This window comes from Pseudomonas sp. Pseusp9, from assembly GCF_059491265.1.
This window is the reverse complement of record NZ_CP168500.1, coordinates 6514131-6532066: the sequence shown is the minus strand read 5'-3', so window position 1 is coordinate 6532066 and position 17936 is coordinate 6514131. Positions and strand designations below refer to the sequence as shown.

At 60.4% G+C, this 17936-nt stretch carries 20 protein-coding genes; 10 read left to right on the top strand and 10 right to left on the bottom strand.

All coding sequences use genetic code 11. The annotated features are described in order from the left end of the window. Positions 1 to 9: 9 nt before the first annotated feature. From ACEN8E_RS29905 to ACEN8E_RS29895, 3 genes are all read right to left on the bottom strand, one after another. Entirely contained in the window at positions 10 to 651 is a 642-nt protein-coding gene (locus tag ACEN8E_RS29905) for a thiol:disulfide interchange protein DsbA/DsbL (protein WP_495590903.1), read from the bottom strand. A gap of 200 nt (positions 652 to 851) precedes the next feature. Continuing rightward, positions 852 to 1481: a c-type cytochrome gene (locus tag ACEN8E_RS29900; protein WP_495590902.1), complete on the bottom strand. Its 630-nt coding sequence runs from the start codon at positions 1479 to 1481 to the stop codon at positions 852 to 854. A gap of 45 nt (positions 1482 to 1526) precedes the next feature. After that, on the bottom strand, positions 1527 to 1817 hold the full coding sequence (locus tag ACEN8E_RS29895) for a c-type cytochrome (RefSeq protein ID WP_008018455.1): 291 nt from the start codon (positions 1815 to 1817) through the stop codon (positions 1527 to 1529). Positions 1818 to 2008: 191 nt separating this feature from the next. Here ACEN8E_RS29895 and yihA point away from each other — a divergent pair, with 191 nt between their 5' ends. Next, positions 2009 to 2653 carry a ribosome biogenesis GTP-binding protein YihA/YsxC gene (gene yihA, locus ACEN8E_RS29890; RefSeq protein WP_495590901.1) on the top strand — a complete coding sequence of 215 codons (645 nt, stop codon included), beginning with the start codon at positions 2009 to 2011 and terminating at the stop codon, positions 2651 to 2653. 328 nt (positions 2654 to 2981) lie between these two features. On the opposite strand, the gene polA is transcribed toward yihA, so the two are convergent. Beyond that, positions 2982 to 5792, bottom strand: coding sequence for a DNA polymerase I (gene polA / locus ACEN8E_RS29885; protein WP_495590900.1), 2811 nt, complete (start codon positions 5790 to 5792; stop codon positions 2982 to 2984). A gap of 74 nt (positions 5793 to 5866) precedes the next feature. On the opposite strand from polA, the gene ACEN8E_RS29880 reads away from it, so the two are divergent. Together ACEN8E_RS29880 and ACEN8E_RS29875 are read left to right on the top strand one after the other, a co-directional pair. Further along, complete coding sequence (locus tag ACEN8E_RS29880; RefSeq protein WP_007989414.1) at positions 5867 to 6154, top strand: DUF2782 domain-containing protein; 288 nt, start codon at positions 5867 to 5869, stop codon at positions 6152 to 6154. A gap of 60 nt (positions 6155 to 6214) precedes the next feature. Then, positions 6215 to 7165, top strand: a complete 951-nt coding sequence (locus tag ACEN8E_RS29875) for a homoserine kinase (RefSeq protein ID WP_495590899.1) — start codon at positions 6215 to 6217, stop codon at positions 7163 to 7165. Between the two features lie 101 nt (positions 7166 to 7266). Here the strand turns inward: ACEN8E_RS29875 and znuA are convergent, their stop codons facing one another. Continuing rightward, positions 7267 to 8187 carry a zinc ABC transporter substrate-binding protein ZnuA gene (znuA, locus tag ACEN8E_RS29870; RefSeq protein WP_495590898.1) on the bottom strand — a complete coding sequence of 307 codons (921 nt, stop codon included), beginning with the start codon at positions 8185 to 8187 and terminating at the stop codon, positions 7267 to 7269. A 66-nt stretch (positions 8188 to 8253) separates the two neighbouring features. Here znuA and zur point away from each other — a divergent pair, with 66 nt between their 5' ends. From zur to ACEN8E_RS29835, 7 genes are all read left to right on the top strand, one after another. Then, positions 8254 to 8736 (top strand): zinc uptake transcriptional repressor Zur, encoded by a 483-nt coding sequence (gene zur, locus ACEN8E_RS29865; protein ID WP_495590897.1) that lies wholly within the window; start codon positions 8254 to 8256, stop codon positions 8734 to 8736. Next, on the top strand, positions 8736 to 9521 hold the full coding sequence (znuC, locus tag ACEN8E_RS29860) for a zinc ABC transporter ATP-binding protein ZnuC (RefSeq protein WP_008064713.1): 786 nt from the start codon (positions 8736 to 8738) through the stop codon (positions 9519 to 9521). Before zur ends, znuC begins: the two co-directional genes overlap by 1 nt. After that, positions 9514 to 10302, top strand: a complete 789-nt coding sequence (gene znuB / locus ACEN8E_RS29855; RefSeq protein WP_008018446.1) for a zinc ABC transporter permease subunit ZnuB — start codon at positions 9514 to 9516, stop codon at positions 10300 to 10302. Before znuC ends, znuB begins: the two co-directional genes overlap by 8 nt. Positions 10303 to 10339: 37 nt before the next feature. Further along, positions 10340 to 11056 carry a PA5502 family lipoprotein gene (locus ACEN8E_RS29850; RefSeq protein ID WP_495590896.1) on the top strand — a complete coding sequence of 239 codons (717 nt, stop codon included), beginning with the start codon at positions 10340 to 10342 and terminating at the stop codon, positions 11054 to 11056. 257 nt (positions 11057 to 11313) lie between these two features. After that, positions 11314 to 12321: a methionine ABC transporter ATP-binding protein gene (locus ACEN8E_RS29845; protein ID WP_495590895.1), complete on the top strand. Its 1008-nt coding sequence runs from the start codon at positions 11314 to 11316 to the stop codon at positions 12319 to 12321. After that, positions 12321 to 12995, top strand: a complete 675-nt coding sequence (locus ACEN8E_RS29840) for a methionine ABC transporter permease (RefSeq protein WP_495590894.1) — start codon at positions 12321 to 12323, stop codon at positions 12993 to 12995. Before ACEN8E_RS29845 ends, ACEN8E_RS29840 begins: the two co-directional genes overlap by 1 nt. 61 nt (positions 12996 to 13056) lie before the next feature. Next, a complete protein-coding gene (locus tag ACEN8E_RS29835; RefSeq protein ID WP_495590893.1) occupies positions 13057 to 13827 on the top strand; it encodes a MetQ/NlpA family ABC transporter substrate-binding protein in 771 nt (256 codons plus the stop codon). A gap of 165 nt (positions 13828 to 13992) precedes the next feature. Here ACEN8E_RS29835 and ACEN8E_RS29830 read toward each other — a convergent pair whose 3' ends face one another. Genes ACEN8E_RS29830 through ACEN8E_RS29810 form a run of 5 tightly spaced genes read right to left on the bottom strand, consistent with a single transcriptional unit; the run spans position 13993 to position 17895 of the window. Beyond that, positions 13993 to 14628 (bottom strand): SCO family protein, encoded by a 636-nt coding sequence (locus tag ACEN8E_RS29830; RefSeq protein WP_495590892.1) that lies wholly within the window; start codon positions 14626 to 14628, stop codon positions 13993 to 13995. Further along, positions 14625 to 15524, bottom strand: a complete 900-nt coding sequence (gene cyoE / locus ACEN8E_RS29825; RefSeq protein ID WP_495590891.1) for a heme o synthase — start codon at positions 15522 to 15524, stop codon at positions 14625 to 14627. The genes ACEN8E_RS29830 and cyoE overlap by 4 nt, the downstream gene beginning before the upstream one ends. After that, positions 15512 to 16585: a COX15/CtaA family protein gene (locus ACEN8E_RS29820; protein WP_495590890.1), complete on the bottom strand. Its 1074-nt coding sequence runs from the start codon at positions 16583 to 16585 to the stop codon at positions 15512 to 15514. Before ACEN8E_RS29820 ends, cyoE begins: the two co-directional genes overlap by 13 nt. A 10-nt stretch (positions 16586 to 16595) precedes the next feature. Continuing rightward, a complete protein-coding gene (locus ACEN8E_RS29815) occupies positions 16596 to 17189 on the bottom strand; it encodes a PA_0111/PP_0108 family redox-active disulfide protein (RefSeq protein WP_495590889.1) in 594 nt (197 codons plus the stop codon). Further along, entirely contained in the window at positions 17155 to 17895 is a 741-nt protein-coding gene (locus ACEN8E_RS29810) for an SURF1 family protein (RefSeq protein WP_495590888.1), read from the bottom strand. The genes ACEN8E_RS29815 and ACEN8E_RS29810 overlap by 35 nt, the downstream gene beginning before the upstream one ends. Between the last annotated feature and the right edge of the window lie 41 nt (positions 17896 to 17936).

Here is a 17936-nt window from a genome sequence, read left to right as displayed (position 1 = left end):
TGACTGCCCTTAGTTGGCGGCAGCCTTGTTAGCTGCTCGCTCTTTGTCGATCAGTTTGTCGGCCAGTTGCAGGGCCTGTTCCGCACCGCCGGCAGAGCCTACGTCAAAGCGGTACTTGCCGTTGACGATCATGGTTGGAACGCCGGTGATTTCATACTTCTTGGCCAGTTCACGCGCCTTGATGATCTGACCCTTGACAGCGAAAGAGTCGAACGTCGCGAGGAACTTGTCCTTGTCCACGCCTTGTGTAGCGAGGAAGTCGGCCATGTCATTCTTGTCGGTCAGTTTCTTGTGTTCTTTCTGAATCGCGTTGAACACCGCGGCGTGAACGTTGTGCTCGACACCCATGGCTTCAAGGGTCAGGAACATCTGACCGTGAGCATCCCACGGGCCACCGAACATGGCGGGAATGCGTACGAAATTCACGTCCGTCGGCAGTTTCTCGACCCACGGATTGATCACCGGTTCGAAGGCGTAGCAATGCGGGCAGCCGTACCAGAACAGCTCGACCACTTCGATCTTGCCAGGCACGGCGACCGGAACCGGATTGCTCAGCTCGACATAAGGTGCGGCGGGGGCTTCAGCGGCCTGGGCAGTCATGCCGAACAGGCTTGCAGCGGCAAAAACGGCACTGATGATCAGATTACGCATGCTTTACTCCTGGACAAATTTTATCGCCTCGCGCGACTTGTCATCAGACAGATCCTGGCGGGCTTGAGTTCTGTAGTGTAACGGCAGCGGCCACAAAAAAGGGCGGCCAAAGCCACCCTTTTTATACTTGCCGGGACGGATTAATCGAGCGTTAACGTTGCAGGTAATAAGCACCCCGTTCAACGCTCGATCCGTCGGCCTTAGTGCAGGCCTTGAATGTAGCTGGACACCGCGGCGATATCTTCGTCGCTCAGCTTTTTGGCAATGGTCTGCATCGGCTTGGTGTCGCCGTCGTTGTTGCGGCCGCCTTCTTCCTTGCGGAAATCGGTCAGTTGCTTGGCGATATACTGAGCGTGCTGGCCGCCCAGGTGCGGGAAACCGGCGGGTGCGTTGCCCGCGCCATTTGGCGAGTGGCAACCGGTGCAGGCTGGCATGCCCTTGGTCAGATCACCGCCACGGAACAGTGCTTCACCGCGAGCGACAATTTTCGGATCGGCGGCACCGACGCTGCCTTTCTGGCTGGCGAAGTAGGCGGCGATGTCCGCCAGGTCCTGATCGCTCAGGTTGGTCAGCAGGCCGGTCATTTCCAGAACGGTGCGCTTGCCCGACTTGATGTCGTGCAATTGCTTGGTCAGGTAGCGTTCACCCTGACCTGCCAGTTTTGGAAAGTTTGGCGCCATGCTGTTGCCATCCGGGCCGTGGCAGGCGCCACATACGGCGGCTTTGGCCTGACCGGCTTTTGCATCACCCGGTTGTACTGCCTCACCTGCAGCATGGGCCATGCCGGAGATGCCCACGGTCAACAGCAGACTCACGATCAATTTCTTCATCAGCTAATCCAACTACGGCTAAGGGTTAAGAGTTATGGACCGGGTTTACTCGCTCATCCAAAGGATGATGGCTTGGTAATCCTCGGCACTGCAGTCCATGCACAAACCACGCGGCGGCATCGCCTTGAAACCCTGGGTCACGTGTTGCACCAGCGTCTCCATACCTTTCGCCAACCTCGGCGTCCAAGCTTCCTGATCGCCTTTTTTCGGCGCCATGGGGAGTTGGCCGGAATGACAGGCACCACAAACACGGTTGTACACAGCTTCCGGATCCTGTGTAGCCTGAGCGCTGTAAAGCGGCATCATGACACCGGCAGCTAGCAGCCATTTCGTCATAAAACGACCTTTTCAGGGTTGAGAGCGAGCTGCGTTCTAGTGCGCAATCAAGGTCTGTCGCTCTCGTGAACTTCATCCTACGCTGGGACAAAGCGCACACAAAATCTGCGGCATTATATACTGGCGTCACTGAAACGGAAGCGACACTGCTTGCCGCGCCCATTCCTGGCGCCGCCCACATCGGAAATCCCATGCAACTCAAGAATCCCATCCTCGGTCTGTGCCAACAGTCCACCTTCATGCTCAGCGCCGCCAAAGTCGACCAATGTCCGGATGACGAGGGCTTCGAAGTCGCCTTCGCCGGGCGTTCCAACGCCGGCAAGTCGAGCGCCTTGAACACCCTGACCCATGCCAGCCTGGCGCGCACCTCGAAAACCCCGGGGCGCACGCAACTGTTGAATTTCTTCAAGCTAGACGAAGAACGCCGTCTGGTCGACCTGCCGGGCTACGGTTATGCAAAAGTACCGATCCCGCTCAAGCAACATTGGCAGCGTCACCTCGAGGCTTATCTGGGTGGACGCGAGAGTTTGAAGGGTCTGATCCTGATGATGGACATCCGCCATCCGATGACCGATTTCGACCTGCTGATGCTCGACTGGGCCGTAGCTGCCGGCATGCCGATGCACATTCTGCTGACCAAGGCGGACAAGCTGACCTATGGCGCGGCCAAGAACACGCTGCTCAAGGTTCAGGCGGAAATCCGCAAGGGCTGGGGCGATCTCGTGACGATTCAGCTGTTCTCGGCCCCCAAGCGCATGGGCCTGGAAGAAGCCTACACAGTGCTTGCAGGCTGGATGGAACTGGCGGACAAGGGTGCCGAGGTAGAAGCCCAGTAAGCCGCGAAGGCTGCCTGGGACGCCCCAGGCAGTTTTCTGCAGGCAAAAAAAACCCCGGACTTCATATGGGGAGGGAGAAGTTCCGGGGTTCAAGCTCTAGACCGCTAGGGCGGGGTCCAGATATCTGCCAACACTTAACACAACATAGGAGCATCGAAGGGCTTCACCAGCCATTCAGTAACTCTGAGTAGTGGTTTGCAGGATTAGTTCAGATTTTTTTCAAATAGCTTTGGAATAACTCTGATTATCTTCCGGACTAAACGACTGCGCCCTTCTGCCGCGGCACCATGCCGCAGCAGAACACGATAATTTTCTGATGGCGCGAGCCTCAGTGAGCCTCGTCCCAGTTATTTCCAATACCCACTTCGACCAGCAACGGGACATCCAGTTTCGCGGCCTCGCTCATGTGCACGCGAATTTCATCGCGAACCTGGTCGACCAGGTCTTCACGCACCTCAAGCACCAGTTCATCGTGCACCTGCAAAATGACTTTGGCGTCCAGGCCAGACGTGGTCAGCCAGTTATCCACAGCGACCATGGCTTTCTTGATGATGTCCGCAGCGGTGCCTTGCATTGGCGCATTGATCGCCGTGCGTTCGGCGGCGGCGCGCTCTTGCGGCTTGTTGGAGTTGATGTCCGGCAGGTACAGGCGACGGCCGAAGAACGTCTCGACATAACCTTGCTCGGCGGCCTGGGCACGCGTGCGGTCCATGTACTGGCGAACGCCGGGGTAGCGGGCGAAGTAGGTATCGATGTAGGCCTTGGCGGTCTTGGTGTCGACGCCGATGTCCTTGCCGAGCTTCTGCGCGCCCATGCCGTAGATCAGGCCGAAGTTGATCGCCTTGGCACTGCGGCGCTGGTCGGAGGTCACCTCGGTCAACTCGACCTTGAACACTTCGGCGGCGGTCGCGGTGTGCACGTCCAGGTTGTGGCGGAAGGCGTTCATCAGCCCTTCATCCCGGGACAGGTGCGCCATGATCCGCAGTTCGATCTGCGAATAGTCCGCCGCCAGCAGCTTGTAACCGGCCGGAGCCACGAAGGCCTGGCGGATGCGACGCCCTTCGGCGGTGCGCACCGGGATGTTCTGCAGGTTCGGATCGCTGGAGGACAATCGCCCGGTGGACGCCACCGCCTGGTGGTACGAGGTGTGGATCCGCCCGGTACGCGGGTTGATCTGCTCCGGCAAGCGGTCGGTGTAGGTGCTTTTCAGCTTGCTCATGGAACGGTGCTCCATCAGCACTTTTGGCAAGCGGTGATCGTCTTCGGCCAGTTTCGCCAGCACTTCTTCGGCAGTGGACGGCTGGCCCTTGGCGGTTTTTTTCAGCACCGGAAGGCCGAGCTTTTCGTAGAGAATCACGCCCAGCTGTTTCGGCGAGCCGAGGTTGAATTCCTCACCGGCGATTTCGAAGGCTTCACGCTCCAGCGCCACCATCTTGTCGCCCAGTTCGATGCTTTGCACACCCAGCAAGGCAGCGTCGACGAGTGCGCCCTGGCGCTCGATACGCGCCAGTACCGGTACCAACGGGATTTCGATGTCAGTCAGCACACTGGCCAGGCTCGGAATGGCCGAGAGTTTTTCGAACAGGGTCTGGTGCAGACGCAAGGTGATATCCGCATCTTCGGCGGCGTAAGGTCCGGCCTGCTCCAGGGCGATCTGATCAAATGTCAGCTGTTTCACGCCTTTGCCGGCGATGTCCTGGAAACTTACCGTGGTGTGGTCCAGATATTTCTGCGCCAGGCTGTCCATGTCATGGCGCGTGGCCGTGGAGTTGAGCACATAGGACTCAAGCATGGTGTCGAAAGCGATGCCACGCACGGTGATGCCGTTGCCCTGATCGCCACCGATGGCGCAGTTGGCCAAGATGTTCATGTCGAACTTGGCGTGCTGGCCGACCTTGAGCTTGTTCGGGTCTTCCAGAATCGGCTTGAGCGCGCGCAGAACAGTGTCGCGGTCCAGCTGCTGCGGCACGCCGATGTAGGAATGGGTCAGCGGGATGTAGGCCGCTTCGTTGGCCTGAACCGCGAACGACAGGCCCACCAGTTGCGCCTGCTGCGCGTCGACTCCAGTGGTTTCGGTGTCGAAGGCAAACAACTTGGCTTTGTTCAGTTTTTCCAGCCAGGCATCGAATCGCGCCTGATCGAGGATGGTTTCATATTGGGCTTCAGCGGCCACAACGGGCGCCTCGGCTTCAACCTCGGCAGTGCTGAACAGATCAGCCGCCGGCTCAGGCTCGGCAGCGTTGCTCAGTTCGATACGCTTGGCGTCCCGCTGCAGATCGTTCAGCCAGCTCTTGAACTCCAGCAGGGTGTAGAGCTCGAACAGCTTGTCCGGATCTTCCGCACCCATCTGCAAATCATCGAGACCAATGTCCAGTGGCACGTCGACCTTGATCGTTGCCAGTTGATAGGAGAGGAATGCCATCTCCTTGTGCTCTTCGAGCTTGGCCGGCAGAGTCTTGGCGCCGCGAATCGGCAGGGTCGGCACGATGTCGAGTTGCGCATAGAGCTCTGTCAAGCCGCCGTTCACACCGACCAGCAGTCCTGAAGCCGTCTTCGGACCGATACCCGGAACACCCGGAATGTTGTCGGAAGAATCGCCCATGAGCGCCAGATAATCGATGATCTGCTCCGGAGCGACGCCGAATTTCTCCTTCACGCCCTCCACGTCCATGCTGCTACCGGTCATGGTGTTGACCAAGGTAATGTGGCCGTCGACCAGCTGCGCCATGTCCTTGTCACCAGTGGAGATAATCACCGGGCGATTCGCCGCCGCGCTGCTGCGGGCCAGGGTGCCGATCACGTCATCGGCCTCGACGCCTTCGACGCACAGCAGCGGGAAGCCCAGGGCGATCACGCTCTGGTGCAGCGGCTCGATCTGCACGCGCATGTCGTCAGGCATGCTCGGGCGGTTGGCCTTGTATTCGGCGTACATGTCATCGCGAAAAGTCCCACCCTTGGCGTCGAACACCACGGCGAACGGACTGTCCGGATACTGCTTGCGCAGGCTCTTGAGCATGTTCAACACGCCCTTGACCGCGCCGGTCGGCAGGCCTTTGGACGTGGTCAGCGGCGGCAGCGCGTGAAAGGCGCGGTACAGGTAAGAAGAACCGTCCACCAGGACGAGGGGGGCTTGGCTCATGAGCAGGATCAACCTTTTCGGCGGGTCCGGCGCTAGAATAGCGGGACCGTTGACGACAAAGGGACAAGGTTATCATGCGCACACCAAATCGCCTGTTGCTGGCTGGCTTGTTTGCAATCGCCCCGTTGGCCGTCATGGCGGCGGACGATGCGCCGACACCAGAGCCGGATGTCACGATCCGCACGGAAGGGGACAAGCTCATCCAGGAATACCGCCAAAACGGCTTCCTGTATGCAATCAAGGTCACGCCCAAAGGCGGCAAGCCATATTTCCTGGTACGCGCCGACGGATCGGAAGGTAACTTCATCCGCTCGGATTACCCGGATATGCTGATTCCGGCGTGGGAAATATTTAAGTGGTAAGTCGTCCTTAACTTTAATCGGCGCTGGCTCAACAGCGGCGCCCGTACTGGCAGTTTAAACATGTCTGTGTTCACCCCCCTGGCTCGGCCCGAGCTGGAAGCTTTTCTCGCCCCTTATGGCCTCGGCCGCCTGCTTGATTTCCAGGGGATTGCCGCCGGTAGCGAAAATACCAATTTCTTTATCAGCCTGGAGCAGGGTGAATTCGTCCTGACCCTGGTCGAGCGCGGCCCGGTTCAGGAAATGCCGTTCTTCATCGAATTGCTCGACGTGCTGCACGGCGCCGACCTGCCAGTGCCTTACGCCCTGCGTACCACCGACGGCATCGCATTGCGCGAATTGGCCGGCAAGCCTGCGCTGTTGCAGCCGCGCCTGGCCGGCAAGCACATCAAGCAAGCCAACGCGCAACATTGCGCGCAGGTCGGTGAGTTGCTCGGCCATCTGCACCTGGCGACCCAGGCGAACATGATCAAGCGCAAAACCGATCGCGGCCTGGACTGGATGCTGGAAGAGGGCACACAGTTTCTGTCGCACCTCGGTGCTGAACAGAAGGACCTGCTGCAACGGGCGCTGGATGAAATCACCCGGCAGAAGGAAAAAATCCTGGCACTGCCGCGGGCGAACATTCACGCCGACCTGTTCCGTGACAATGCGATGTTCGAAGGCACGCACCTGACCGGGCTGATCGATTTCTACAACGCCTGCTCCGGGCCGATGCTCTACGACGTGGCGATTGCCTTGAACGACTGGTGCTCAGACGACGACGGCGTGATCGATGGAGCGCGAGCGCGGGCCTTGCTGGGTGCTTACGCGGCCTTGCGACCGTTCACCGCGGCCGAGGCCGAATTGTGGCCGACCATGTTGCGGGTGGCTTGCGTGCGGTTCTGGTTGTCCCGCTTGATCGCGGCGGAATCGTTCGCCGGGCAGGACGTGTTGATTCACGATCCGATGGAGTTCCAGCTGCGCCTGGCGCAGCGGCAGACCGTCAACACGCCTTTGCCTTTCGCCCTTTAAAAGCTTCGCGAGCAGGCTCGCTCCCACAGTGGTTCTACGTCGATCACAAATCCAATGTGGGAGCGAGCCTGCTCGCGAATGAGGCGACACAAATTCCGGGGTTACAACGACTCCAGACACCCCGCCAAATCATTCCCCAACTTCTCCAGCACCTGCTCATAACCTTGGGCGGTGGCCGGCGTATACCCGCCCAGCGCATCCAGTTCAGCCAGTTTCACCGGCAAACCCGCTACCAGGGTTTCCGCCAGGCGCGGACGCAGCGGTGGTTCGCTGAACACGCAAGTCTTGCCGACTTCCTGCAAGCGCGCGCGCATCGTCGCGACATGCTGTGCACCGGGCTGCACTTCAGCCGCGACGCTGAACACACCCGCGTGCTTGAGCCCGTAAGCGTCTTCGAAGTAATCGAACGCTTCGTGGAACACGAAGTAGGGTTTGCCCTGAATATCGGCCAGGCGCTTCTTCAGACGCGCATCCAGTGCATCGAGACGTTCGTCGAAGGCTTTCAGATTGCTCTGATAGCGCGCGGCATGGTCAGGATCGGCGGCACTCAGGTCAGCTGCCATTTTCGCAGCAATGACTCGTGCGTTAACCGGCGACAACCACAGGTGCGCATCCAGGCTGCCCGGGCGGTGATCGTGGTCGTGTTCGTCGGCTTCTTCGGCGTGGGAGTGACTATCTTCGGCAAAACGGCGCAGTTTCATGCCTGGCAAATCCTGCACGGCGACGCTGGGCAGCGTACGACCATTGAGCACGCGCGGCAGGAAACCTTCCATGTCCGGGCCGATCCAGTACAGCAGGTCCACCGATTGCACCTTGCGTACGTCGGATGGGCGCAATGCATAGTTATGCGGCGAGGCACCCGGCGGCAGCAAAACTTCAGGGATCGCCACGCCGTCCTGCACCGCCGCGGCGATCAATTGCAGAGGCTTGATGCTGGTAAGGACCTTGACCTCGGCCTGCGCCGAACCGATCAGCAGAAAACTTGCGATAAATGCGACAAAGATAGAAAAAAGTCGGGACACGATGACCACTCGAAGAGGCGAGAACGGGTAACATAATAACGTCTCTCACAAAACTCGTCGCCGCTCATGCTAAAAACACCGATTGCCAGCCGCCCCCACGACCACTCACATTGCGTTCACAGCGCTTTGTCCGAGGCCGATGCCCTGTGCGCACGTCAAGGCCTGCGCCTGACCGCCTTGCGCCGGCGAGTGCTGGAACTGGTGTGGCAAAGCCACAAGCCCCTGGGTGCCTACGACATTCTCGCGGTCCTCAGCGAGCAGGACGGTCGCCGCGCCGCGCCGCCGACGGTGTACCGCGCGCTGGATTTCCTGCTGGAAAACGGCCTGGTCCATCGCATTTCCTCGCTCAACGCCTTCATCGGCTGCAATCACCCGGAACATGCTCACCAGGGTCAGTTCCTGATTTGCCGTCAGTGCCACGCCGCGATCGAACTTGAACAAAAATCCATCAGTGACGCGATCATCGCCAGCGCCAGGGATGTCGGGTTTGTCGTCGAAGGCCAGACCGTCGAAGTAGTCGGTCTCTGCTCGGGTTGCCAGGGGGCTTGATGAGCAACGCGCTGATCCGTCTTGAGCAGGTTGCCGTCACGTTCGCCGGGCAACCGGTGCTGGACAACATTGAGCTGAGCGTCGAGCCGGGGCAGATCGTTACCCTGATCGGCCCCAACGGTGCCGGCAAGACCACACTGGTGCGTGCCGTGCTCGGCCTGTTGAAGCCGGACAGCGGCAGCGTCTGGCGCAAGCCGAAGCTGCGGGTCGGTTACATGCCGCAAAAACTTCATGTCGATCCGACCCTTCCGCTGTCAGTCCTGCGCTTCTTGCGCCTGGTGCCGGGCGTGGACCGTGCGATGGCCTTGGCGGCACTCAAGGAAGTCGGCGCCGAACAGGTGATCGACAGCCCGGTACAAAGCGTTTCCGGTGGCGAAATGCAACGCGTGTTGCTGGCCCGGGCCTTGTTGCGCGAACCTGAATTGCTGGTACTCGACGAACCGGTACAGGGTGTCGACGTAGCCGGCCAGGCCGAGCTGTACAGCCTGATTACCCGCCTGCGCGACCGTCACGGTTGCGGCGTGCTGATGGTCTCCCATGACTTGCATCTGGTGATGAGCACCACCGATCAGGTGGTTTGCCTCAATCGTCACGTCTGCTGCTCAGGCCACCCCGAGCAGGTCAGCGGCGATCCGGCTTTCGTCGAGCTGTTCGGAAAGAACGCACAAAGCCTGGCGATTTATCACCACCATCACGACCACGCCCACGACTTGCATGGCTCGGTGGTCAAGGCGCCCGCGTCGGGCCATAACCATGTTCACGGAGATAGCTGCAAGCATGGCTGATTTTCTGCTCTACGCCCTGCTTGCAGGCCTGGCCCTGGCCGTCGTTGCAGGCCCGCTGGGATCTTTCGTGGTCTGGCGGCGCATGGCCTATTTTGGCGATACGCTGTCCCACGCGGCCTTGCTCGGCGTGGCCCTGGGCTTCCTGCTGGATGTCAGCCCGACCGTCGCCGTCACCGTTGGCTGCTTGCTGTTGGCGGTGTTGCTGGTGACATTGCAACAACGCCAGCCTTTGGCCTCCGACACGCTTTTGGGAATTCTTGCACCCAGCACGCTCTCTCTGGGCCTGGTGGTACTAAGCTTCATGCACGAAGTGCGGATCGACCTGATGGCCTATCTGTTCGGCGACCTGTTGGCAATCAGTCCAACCGACCTGGCCTGGATTCTTGGCGGGAGCGCTGCGGTTCTGGGCTTGCTGGTTGCGTTGTGGCGCCCATTGCTGGCGATCACGGTGCATGAAGAACTGGCCAGGGTCGAGGGCCTGCCGGTGGCGGGATTGCGCCTGGCCCTGATGCTATTGATCGCCGTAGTGATTGCCGTAGCGATGAAAATCGTCGGCGTGTTGCTGATCACTTCGTTGCTGATCATCCCGGCTGCGGCGGCACAGCGTCACGCTCGCTCACCGGAACAGATGGCACTGGGCGCGAGCCTGCTGGGCATACTCGCCGTGTGTGGCGGGCTGGCGCTGTCCTGGTTCAAGGACACCCCGGCCGGCCCGTCGATTGTGGTGGCAGCTGCCGTGCTGTTTCTGCTGAGTTTTGTTCTGCCCCGTCGAGGGGTGTAGACTTGCTCGTTTTTTGCGCAAATAGAGAGTCGCAGGAATGAAGTCGTTCGCCTCCCGTTATCTGCTCCTTGTCGCATTTTCTTTGCTGCTGGGCGCCTGCCAGAGCACGCCACCGGCGGCCACCGTGGCCGCCGATGCGCGGGCCACGGCCCTCGTACAGCTGGAGCAGAACATCGCCAGCGATGAACTGGCGACCGCCGAAGACCAATTGGCAGCCTTGCAGGCCGAATCGCCCAACGATGCTTCCCTGGAGCAGTACCAGCGTCAACTGGCCGAAGCCTACCTGCGCCGCAGCCAGATCGTGCTGCAAAAGGGTGACGTGGATGCCGCCGCGACCGCCCTGAGCCGGGCCCGCGCGCTGATGCCCAAGGCTCCGGCGCTGACCGGTGGAGTCAACGGCTCGATTGCCCAGGCACGCAAGGCCGAGCTGGAAAAAGCCGAAGCCGCCCTCAAGGCTGCCGAAGCCAAGCCAAAAGCCAAGGTCATCGATCTAACGGCTGAAAGCACCACGGTCGCGCTGAATATCAACGATATGGGCAAATTGCGTCGCCAACTGGATGCCATCGCCGCCGATGTGGTGAATTTTCAGTGTGACGTGAGCATTCAGGCTCCGCGCACCAATGATTACCCTTGGCTGGCTAATTTGCTGACCAAACGGGTGAAGAAGCTCGATCCTGAGTTTGATCTGAAGCTGGAGCGGCAGATTTTGCGCAGTGTTCCGGCGCAGATGGTGCTGAGTCCGCGCAAACCCTGAAAGCATCGCGAGCAGGCTCGCTCCCACACTGGATCTGTGACCGACGCAGAACCATTGTGGGAGAGGGCTTGCTTGTGAGAACACCTTTCCTCAAAAGAGGATTTCAAGCCTGAGATCCTTTGGCCTTCGCTTCCGCGTTATTGCCAAATGACAGTACAAATGCGAAATAAATGCTAAGAACCTCTATACGGACAGGCTAAAATGCGCGCCCGGCTAACCGCTGACCCTTTTTCAACGCGCCCCACAAGGTTCGCTACGTGATCGAGTTTCAAAACGTCCATAAAACCTACCGCGTCGCCGGTAAGGAAATCCCCGCCCTGCATCCGACCAGTCTGACGATTGAGAACGGGCAGGTTTTCGGCTTGATCGGTCATTCCGGCGCAGGAAAAAGTACCCTGCTGCGTCTGATCAATCGCCTGGAAAACGCCAGTGGCGGCAAGATCATCGTCGACGGCGAAGAAGTCACGGCCCTGGACGCCAACGGCCTGCGCCGTTTCCGTCAACAGGTCGGGATGATCTTCCAGCACTTCAACCTGTTGGCCTCCAAGACCGTTGCCGACAACGTCGCGCTGCCGCTGACACTCGCTGGTGAACTGTCCCGCAGTGACATCGACCGTCGCGTTGCCGAATTGCTGGCCCGGGTCGGTTTGTCCGATCACGCCAACAAGTACCCGGCGCAATTGTCCGGCGGGCAAAAGCAGCGCGTCGGCATTGCCCGTGCCCTGGCAACCAAGCCGAAAATTTTGCTGTGCGATGAAGCCACCAGCGCCCTCGACCCGCAAACCACGGCGTCGGTCCTGCAATTGCTGGCCGAGATCAATCGCGAGTTGAAGCTGACCATCGTGCTGATCACCCATGAAATGGACGTGATCCGCCGGGTCTGCGACCAGGTCGGCGTCATGGATGCAGGCGTGATCGTCGAGCAGGGTTCGGTGGCCGAGGTGTTCCTGCACCCGAAGCACCCGACCACCAAGCGCTTCGTGCAAGAAGACGAGCACATCGACGAAAGCGAGCAGCGTGACGACTTTGCGCATGTCCCGGGTCGCATCGTACGCCTGACTTTCCAGGGCGAAGCGACCTACGCACCTTTGTTGGGCACCGTCGCCCGCGAAACGGGCGTGGACTACAGCATCCTTGCCGGTCGAATCGATCGCATCAAAGACATCCCTTACGGGCAACTGACCCTGGCCGTGACCGGTGGTGACATGGACGCAGCCTTCGCCCGCTTCACCGCAGCCGACGTCCACATGGAGGTGCTGCGCTAATGGAAGCCCTGACAAGTTTCTTCGCCAATATCGACTGGCTCGAGATCTGGCTGGCCACCGGCGACACCCTGATGATGCTCGGCGGTTCGCTGCTGTTCACCGTGCTGCTCGGCTTGCCGCTGGGTGTATTGCTGTTCCTGTGCAGCCCGCGCCAGTTGCTGGAAGCCAAAGGCGTCTACGCGATGTTGTCGCTGGTGGTGAACATTCTGCGTTCGCTGCCCTTCATCATTCTGCTGATCGTGATGATTCCGTTCACCGTGCTGATCACCGGCACGTCCCTGGGTGTAGCCGGTGCAATCCCGCCGCTGGTGGTGGGCGCCACGCCGTTCTTCGCCCGTCTGGTGGAAACCGCCCTGCGTGAAGTCGATCGCGGCATCATCGAAGCCACCCAGGCCATGGGCGCGACCACGCGACAGATCATCACCAACGCATTGTTGCCGGAGGCTCGTCCGGGCATTTTCGCGGCGATTACGGTGACAGCAATTACACTGGTGTCCTACACGGCGATGGCTGGTGTCGTGGGTGCCGGTGGTCTGGGTGACCTGGCGATCCGCTTCGGATACCAGCGCTTCCAGACCGATGTGATGGTCGTGACGGTGGTGTTGCTGCTGGTGCTGGTCCAGGTGCTGCAAACCGTTGGCGACAAACTGGTTGTGCATTTCTCCCGTAAATAAGACATGAGCCGGCCATTCGCTGGCAGGCGCCGAAAACGGCGCCGCACAAGGAGTTAGCTGAATGAAAAAACTACTCGTGGCCTTCGCGGCCGTTGCCGCGTTCTCTGCTCACGCTGAAACCCTGACCGTCGCGGCCACCCCGGTGCCACACGCCGAGATCCTCGAATTCGTGAAGCCGACCCTGGCCAAAGAAGGCGTGGACCTGAAGGTCAAAGTCTTCACCGACTACATCCAGCCGAACGTACAGGTCGCGGAAAAACGCCTGGACGCCAACTTCTTCCAGCACCAGCCGTACCTGGATGAGTTCAACAAGGCCAAGGGCACCAACCTTGTGTCGGTTGGCGGCGTGCACCTGGAACCTCTGGGCGCTTACTCCAGCAAATACAAAGCGCTGACCGAACTGCCAGGTGGCGCCAACGTGGTGATCCCGAACGACGCCACCAACGGCGGCCGTGCGCTGTTGCTGCTGGCCAAGGCCGGGCTGATCAAGCTGAAGGATTCGAACAACATCCTGTCGACCGTGAAGGACATCACCGAGAACACCAAGGACCTGAAAATCCGCGAGCTGGAAGCCGCGACCATCCCGCGCGTGCTGACCCAGGTCGACCTGGCACTGATCAACACCAACTACGCGCTGGAAGCCAAGCTCGATCCGGCCAAGGATGCACTGGTGATCGAAGGCAGCGACTCGCCGTACGTGAACATCCTGGTTGCTCGTCCGGACAACAAGGACAGCGAAGCGATGAAGAAACTGGTGGCTGCCCTGCACAGCCCGGAAGTGAAGGCCTTCATCCTCGAGAAGTACAAAGGCGCAGTGGTGCCGGCGTTCTGATCAGCTGACGTAAACGAAAAAGGGGCGCATTGAATGCGCCCCTTTTTGTGCCTGAAATACCGCCCCTTGTAGGAGCGAGCTCGCTCGCGATGGAGTGCCAGTCGACGCCCATGCAGCTGACACACCTTCGCGAGCAGGCTCGCTCCTACAAGGGTTTTGTGTCGCTTAATTGCGCTTGAGCATCACCGGCAACTGCGCCACCAGCTTCGCGTTGTTCAACGGCGCGCGGATGAAGCCGCGCTGGGTGCCGTCCGGCCCGATCACCGCGAGGTTGCCACTGTGGTCGACGGTGTAGTTCGGCTTGCTGGTGTCCGCCGGAATGAACGGAATGCTCACCGCATTGGCGACCTTTTGCAGCTCTTCGGTCGACGCCGGGGTCAGGCCGACGAACTGCGGGTCGAAGTAGCCCAGGTACTGCTTGAGCTGCTTGGGCGTATCGCGATTGGGGTCGATGCTGACCAGCACGATTTGCAGTTTATTTACTGCCTCGGGTGGCAACTGGCTCTTGATCTGTCGCAATTGGGCGAGGGTGGTCGGGCAGACGTCCGGGCAGAAGGTGTAGCCGAAAAACAGCAGGCTCCACTTGCCCTTCAGTTCATTGATCGTGACCGGTTGGCCGTCCTGATTGGTCATCGTCACTTCCGGCAGACTACGGCTCTGCGGCAGCAAAATGATGCCGGCGTCGATCAGTGCCGTCGGATCGCCCTGGTTTTTCCCGGACAGCACCTTGTTGACGGTCAGCCCCAGGATCAGTGCGATCAGGGCGACGAGAATGAAGACGGTTTTCTGGGTTCGAGTCATAGGTTCAACAGTAAGTAGTGGTCTACGAGCAGGGCGATGAACAACAGGAACAAGTAGTAGATAGAGTACTTGAACGTGTTGATCGCCGCGTGCGGCCGAGTGCCACGGTACAGCACCACGGCCCATTGCAGAAACCGCGCACCCAGCCCGAGCGCGCAGACCAGGTAGAGCGTACCGCTCATGTGGATCACGTAGGGCATCAGGCTGACAGCGAGCAGCGCGAAGGTATAAAGCAGGATATGAATCTTGGTGTAGTGCTCGCCATGGGTGACCGGCAGCATCGGGATGTCGGCCTTGGCGTATTCCTCCTTGCGATGGATCGCCAGCGCCCAGAAGTGCGGCGGGGTCCAGGCGAAGATGATCAGCACCAGCAGCAGCGGCTCGGCGCTGACGTGACCGGTGGCAGCGGTCCAGCCGAGCAATGGCGGTGCAGCACCCGCCAGACCGCCGATGACGATGTTCTGCGGGGTCGCGCGTTTGAGAAATCCGGTGTAGATCACCGCATAACCGAGCAGCGAGGCCAGGGTCAGCCACGCAGTCAGCGGGTTGGTAAACGCCAGCAGCATGGCTTGCCCGAGGGCCGCCAATACCAGCGCGAAGGTCAGTGCGGCGGCCGGCGAAACCCGGCCTTCGGCCAGAGGCCGCTTGTGGGTGCGTGCCATGATCGCGTCGATGCGCCGGTCCACCACATGATTGACCGCCGCCGCGCCCCCGGCACACAGGGCGATGCCCAGGTTGCCGAAAATCAGCACCGTCCACGGCACCCCGGCACGGGTCGCGAGGAACATTCCCACCAGTGAAGTGATGAGCATCAGCACCACCACTTTGGGTTTGGTCAGTTCCAGGTAGTCACGCCAGATCGCCTGACTGGGACGTTCGCCGATCAGAACCGCCATGGCGTCTCTCCTTTTATTGTTATGGGCCCGGCTGAGTGTTTACGCGGGCTGAAGTGCCAGCGCGCTGGCTGCTTGACCCGAACCAGACTGGTTCGGGCGTGGTAATTGACCAGCACCATGGTCAGCAACAGCGCCGCGCCGCCCGCGTTATGCGCGACGGCCACTGGCAGCGGCAGATGGAACAGCACGTTGCTGATGCCCAGGGTGATTTGTGCACCCAGCGCGATCAGCACCAGGCCTGCCAGGCGTGTCATGCCGACCACCTTCAATTGCCAGGCCAGACCGAGCAAAACCAGGGTGACCAGCAACGCGCCGATGCGATGGGTCAGGTGGATGGCCGTACGGGCGTCGCTGTCCAGCTGCCCGCCAAGATAGTTCGGACCGATGTGTTGAGTCAGGTGAAAGCCGTTGGCGAAGTCGGCCGGTGGCAACCACTGGCCGTGACACGTCGGAAAGTCGATGCAGGCCACGGCGGCGTAATTGGAACTGACCCAGCCACCGAGGGCAATTTGCCCGATCACCAGCAACAGCCCCGCCGTCGCCCAGTACTGCAAACGTCGTGGCACGGTCAGGGCCGGCAGTACGCCGGACAGGCGCAAGGTCAGCAGAAACAGTAAGCTCAAGGTCGCAAAGCCGCCAAGCAAATGCCCGGTGACCACCTGCGGCCAGAGCTTGAGCGTTACCGTCCACATGCCGAAAGCGGCCTGGCCAACCACCACCGCCAACAGAAACAACGGCAACTTCACCGGTTGCCCCGGATGGCGGCGATGCACCCACGCGCGACCGGCCAGTACCGCAATCAACATCCCCAGCGTGCCGGCGAAGTAGCGGTGGATCATCTCGTTCCAGCCCTTGTGGGCCTCGACCGGAGCATCCGGGAAATGCAATTCGGCATGAGCCAGCTGGGCTTCGCTTTTCGGCACGCTGATGAAGCCGTAGCAGCCCGGCCAGTCCGGGCAGCCGAGGCCGGCGTGGGTCAGGCGGGTGTAGGCGCCGAGCAACACCACAATAAGTGCCAGCAAGGTGGCAAACAGCGCGAGGCGAAATCCAGGCTTGGCCATGACGATGCCCTTATCCGATGTTCGACAGTTTCAGCAGGTGACGCAGATCGTTGAGCAAGTCCTTGCCCTTCACCGACGGGTCGTAGCGCAGCACCAGATTGCCGTGAGGGTCGATGATCCACAGGTGCGGCGCGTCATTGCTCTGAGCGCCTTTGATGTAGGTCGGCAAGTCCAGTGGATAGCGTTGTAACTGCGGGTACTCGCGTTGAAGTTTAGTCTCGTAATCGCTGTTCAGCGTCTGCGCGACGGCCAAGGCATGGCTGGCGCGGGACGCATCGCGACCGAGGCCGATCTGGATCTGTCGCGCCAGGTACACCAGCTGCTGGCAGTCCACCGCGCAATCCTTGGGCGCCGTCACCAGCATCTGCCAGCGATCCTCCTGGGCCGGCACGCCGATATCGGCACGGGTCTGGCCATTGCCGATCAGTTCGCCGTGATAACTGCGGCCATCGGGCACCCAGAAATTCAGCTTGTACATGCCGGTGGCGAGGATCATCGGACCGATTACCCCAAGCAGGATCAGCAGCAGCTGCAAGCGGCCCTTGCGCCGGTTAACCGACGGTTTCGCTTCAGACATGCTGGGTGGATTCATGGCCGCTCCCATGGTGTTTCTCCTTTGCGTTGTGCCAGCCGAGATAGAGATAAAGACCGAACAGAGCAATCGCCATGGCGAACCACTGCACGGCATAAGCGATGTGTTTTTCCGGCCCCGTGGCGACCACCGGCCAGTCGGCCTGATAGGTGGCGGGGCCGGTTTCGGCGCGTAGTTCGTAAGCAAAACCTTCGCGGTTCAGTGCAGTCCACAGCCTGGTTGGTTCAACGGCCGTAATCAGCTTCGGCCATGTCAACGTCGTGGGGTCGGCGTGCAATTGGAACGTCGCACCGGGGGGGACGTAGACCCACGCATCGAGGCTTACCGCTTCGGTGGGTGTCTTGAATTGAGGTGGTGTGCGGCGCTCCGGCCATGGCAGCCAGCCGCGATTGACCAGCAGCCAAAGCCCGGTGGCCTGATCGTGAAACGGTTGCAACAGCTCGACGCCGACCTTGCCGTTGCGTTGACTGTTGTCTAGCAGCAGGCTGTGTTCGGCATCGAACTGGCCGCGCAGGCGGACCCGGCGAAAGGCAGGGTCAGTGGTGTGCCGCAGTTCGCTGCTGGCCATTGGCTCGGCGGCCCGGCGCTCGGCGTAGGTTTGCAGCAGCGTGCTTTTCTCCGCGCCCCGGCTCAATTGCCAGAACCCAAGGGACACCAGTAGCGGCAGCAACAGCGCGACCACCAGCGTTGGCACGATACCCGGCCGAAAGCGCTTCATGGCATCGCCAGAAAGTCGGTCATCGCGATAGCTATACTTAA

Bases quoted from the DNA above. Each gene is read 5' to 3' on its own strand.
- ACEN8E_RS29905 (WP_495590903.1), bottom strand. From the start codon at position 651: ATGCGTAATCTGATCATCAGTGCCGTTTTTGCCGCTGCAAGCCTGTTC.
- ACEN8E_RS29900 (WP_495590902.1), bottom strand. From the start codon at position 1,481: ATGAAGAAATTGATCGTGAGTCTGCTGTTGACCGTGGGCATCTCCGGC.
- ACEN8E_RS29895 (WP_008018455.1), bottom strand. From the start codon at position 1,817: ATGACGAAATGGCTGCTAGCTGCCGGTGTCATGATGCCGCTTTACAGC.
- yihA (WP_495590901.1), top strand. From the start codon at position 2,009: ATGCAACTCAAGAATCCCATCCTCGGTCTGTGCCAACAGTCCACCTTC.
- polA (WP_495590900.1), bottom strand. From the start codon at position 5,792: ATGAGCCAAGCCCCCCTCGTCCTGGTGGACGGTTCTTCTTACCTGTAC.
- ACEN8E_RS29880 (WP_007989414.1), top strand. From the start codon at position 5,867: ATGCGCACACCAAATCGCCTGTTGCTGGCTGGCTTGTTTGCAATCGCC.
- ACEN8E_RS29875 (WP_495590899.1), top strand. From the start codon at position 6,215: ATGTCTGTGTTCACCCCCCTGGCTCGGCCCGAGCTGGAAGCTTTTCTC.
- zur (WP_495590897.1), top strand. From the start codon at position 8,254: ATGCTAAAAACACCGATTGCCAGCCGCCCCCACGACCACTCACATTGC.
- znuC (WP_008064713.1), top strand. From the start codon at position 8,736: ATGAGCAACGCGCTGATCCGTCTTGAGCAGGTTGCCGTCACGTTCGCC.
- znuB (WP_008018446.1), top strand. From the start codon at position 9,514: ATGGCTGATTTTCTGCTCTACGCCCTGCTTGCAGGCCTGGCCCTGGCC.
- ACEN8E_RS29850 (WP_495590896.1), top strand. From the start codon at position 10,340: ATGAAGTCGTTCGCCTCCCGTTATCTGCTCCTTGTCGCATTTTCTTTG.
- ACEN8E_RS29840 (WP_495590894.1), top strand. From the start codon at position 12,321: ATGGAAGCCCTGACAAGTTTCTTCGCCAATATCGACTGGCTCGAGATC.
- ACEN8E_RS29835 (WP_495590893.1), top strand. From the start codon at position 13,057: ATGAAAAAACTACTCGTGGCCTTCGCGGCCGTTGCCGCGTTCTCTGCT.
- ACEN8E_RS29830 (WP_495590892.1), bottom strand. From the start codon at position 14,628: ATGACTCGAACCCAGAAAACCGTCTTCATTCTCGTCGCCCTGATCGCA.
- cyoE (WP_495590891.1), bottom strand. From the start codon at position 15,524: ATGGCGGTTCTGATCGGCGAACGTCCCAGTCAGGCGATCTGGCGTGAC.
- ACEN8E_RS29820 (WP_495590890.1), bottom strand. From the start codon at position 16,585: ATGGCCAAGCCTGGATTTCGCCTCGCGCTGTTTGCCACCTTGCTGGCA.
- ACEN8E_RS29815 (WP_495590889.1), bottom strand. From the start codon at position 17,189: ATGGGAGCGGCCATGAATCCACCCAGCATGTCTGAAGCGAAACCGTCG.
- ACEN8E_RS29810 (WP_495590888.1), bottom strand. From the start codon at position 17,895: ATGAAGCGCTTTCGGCCGGGTATCGTGCCAACGCTGGTGGTCGCGCTG.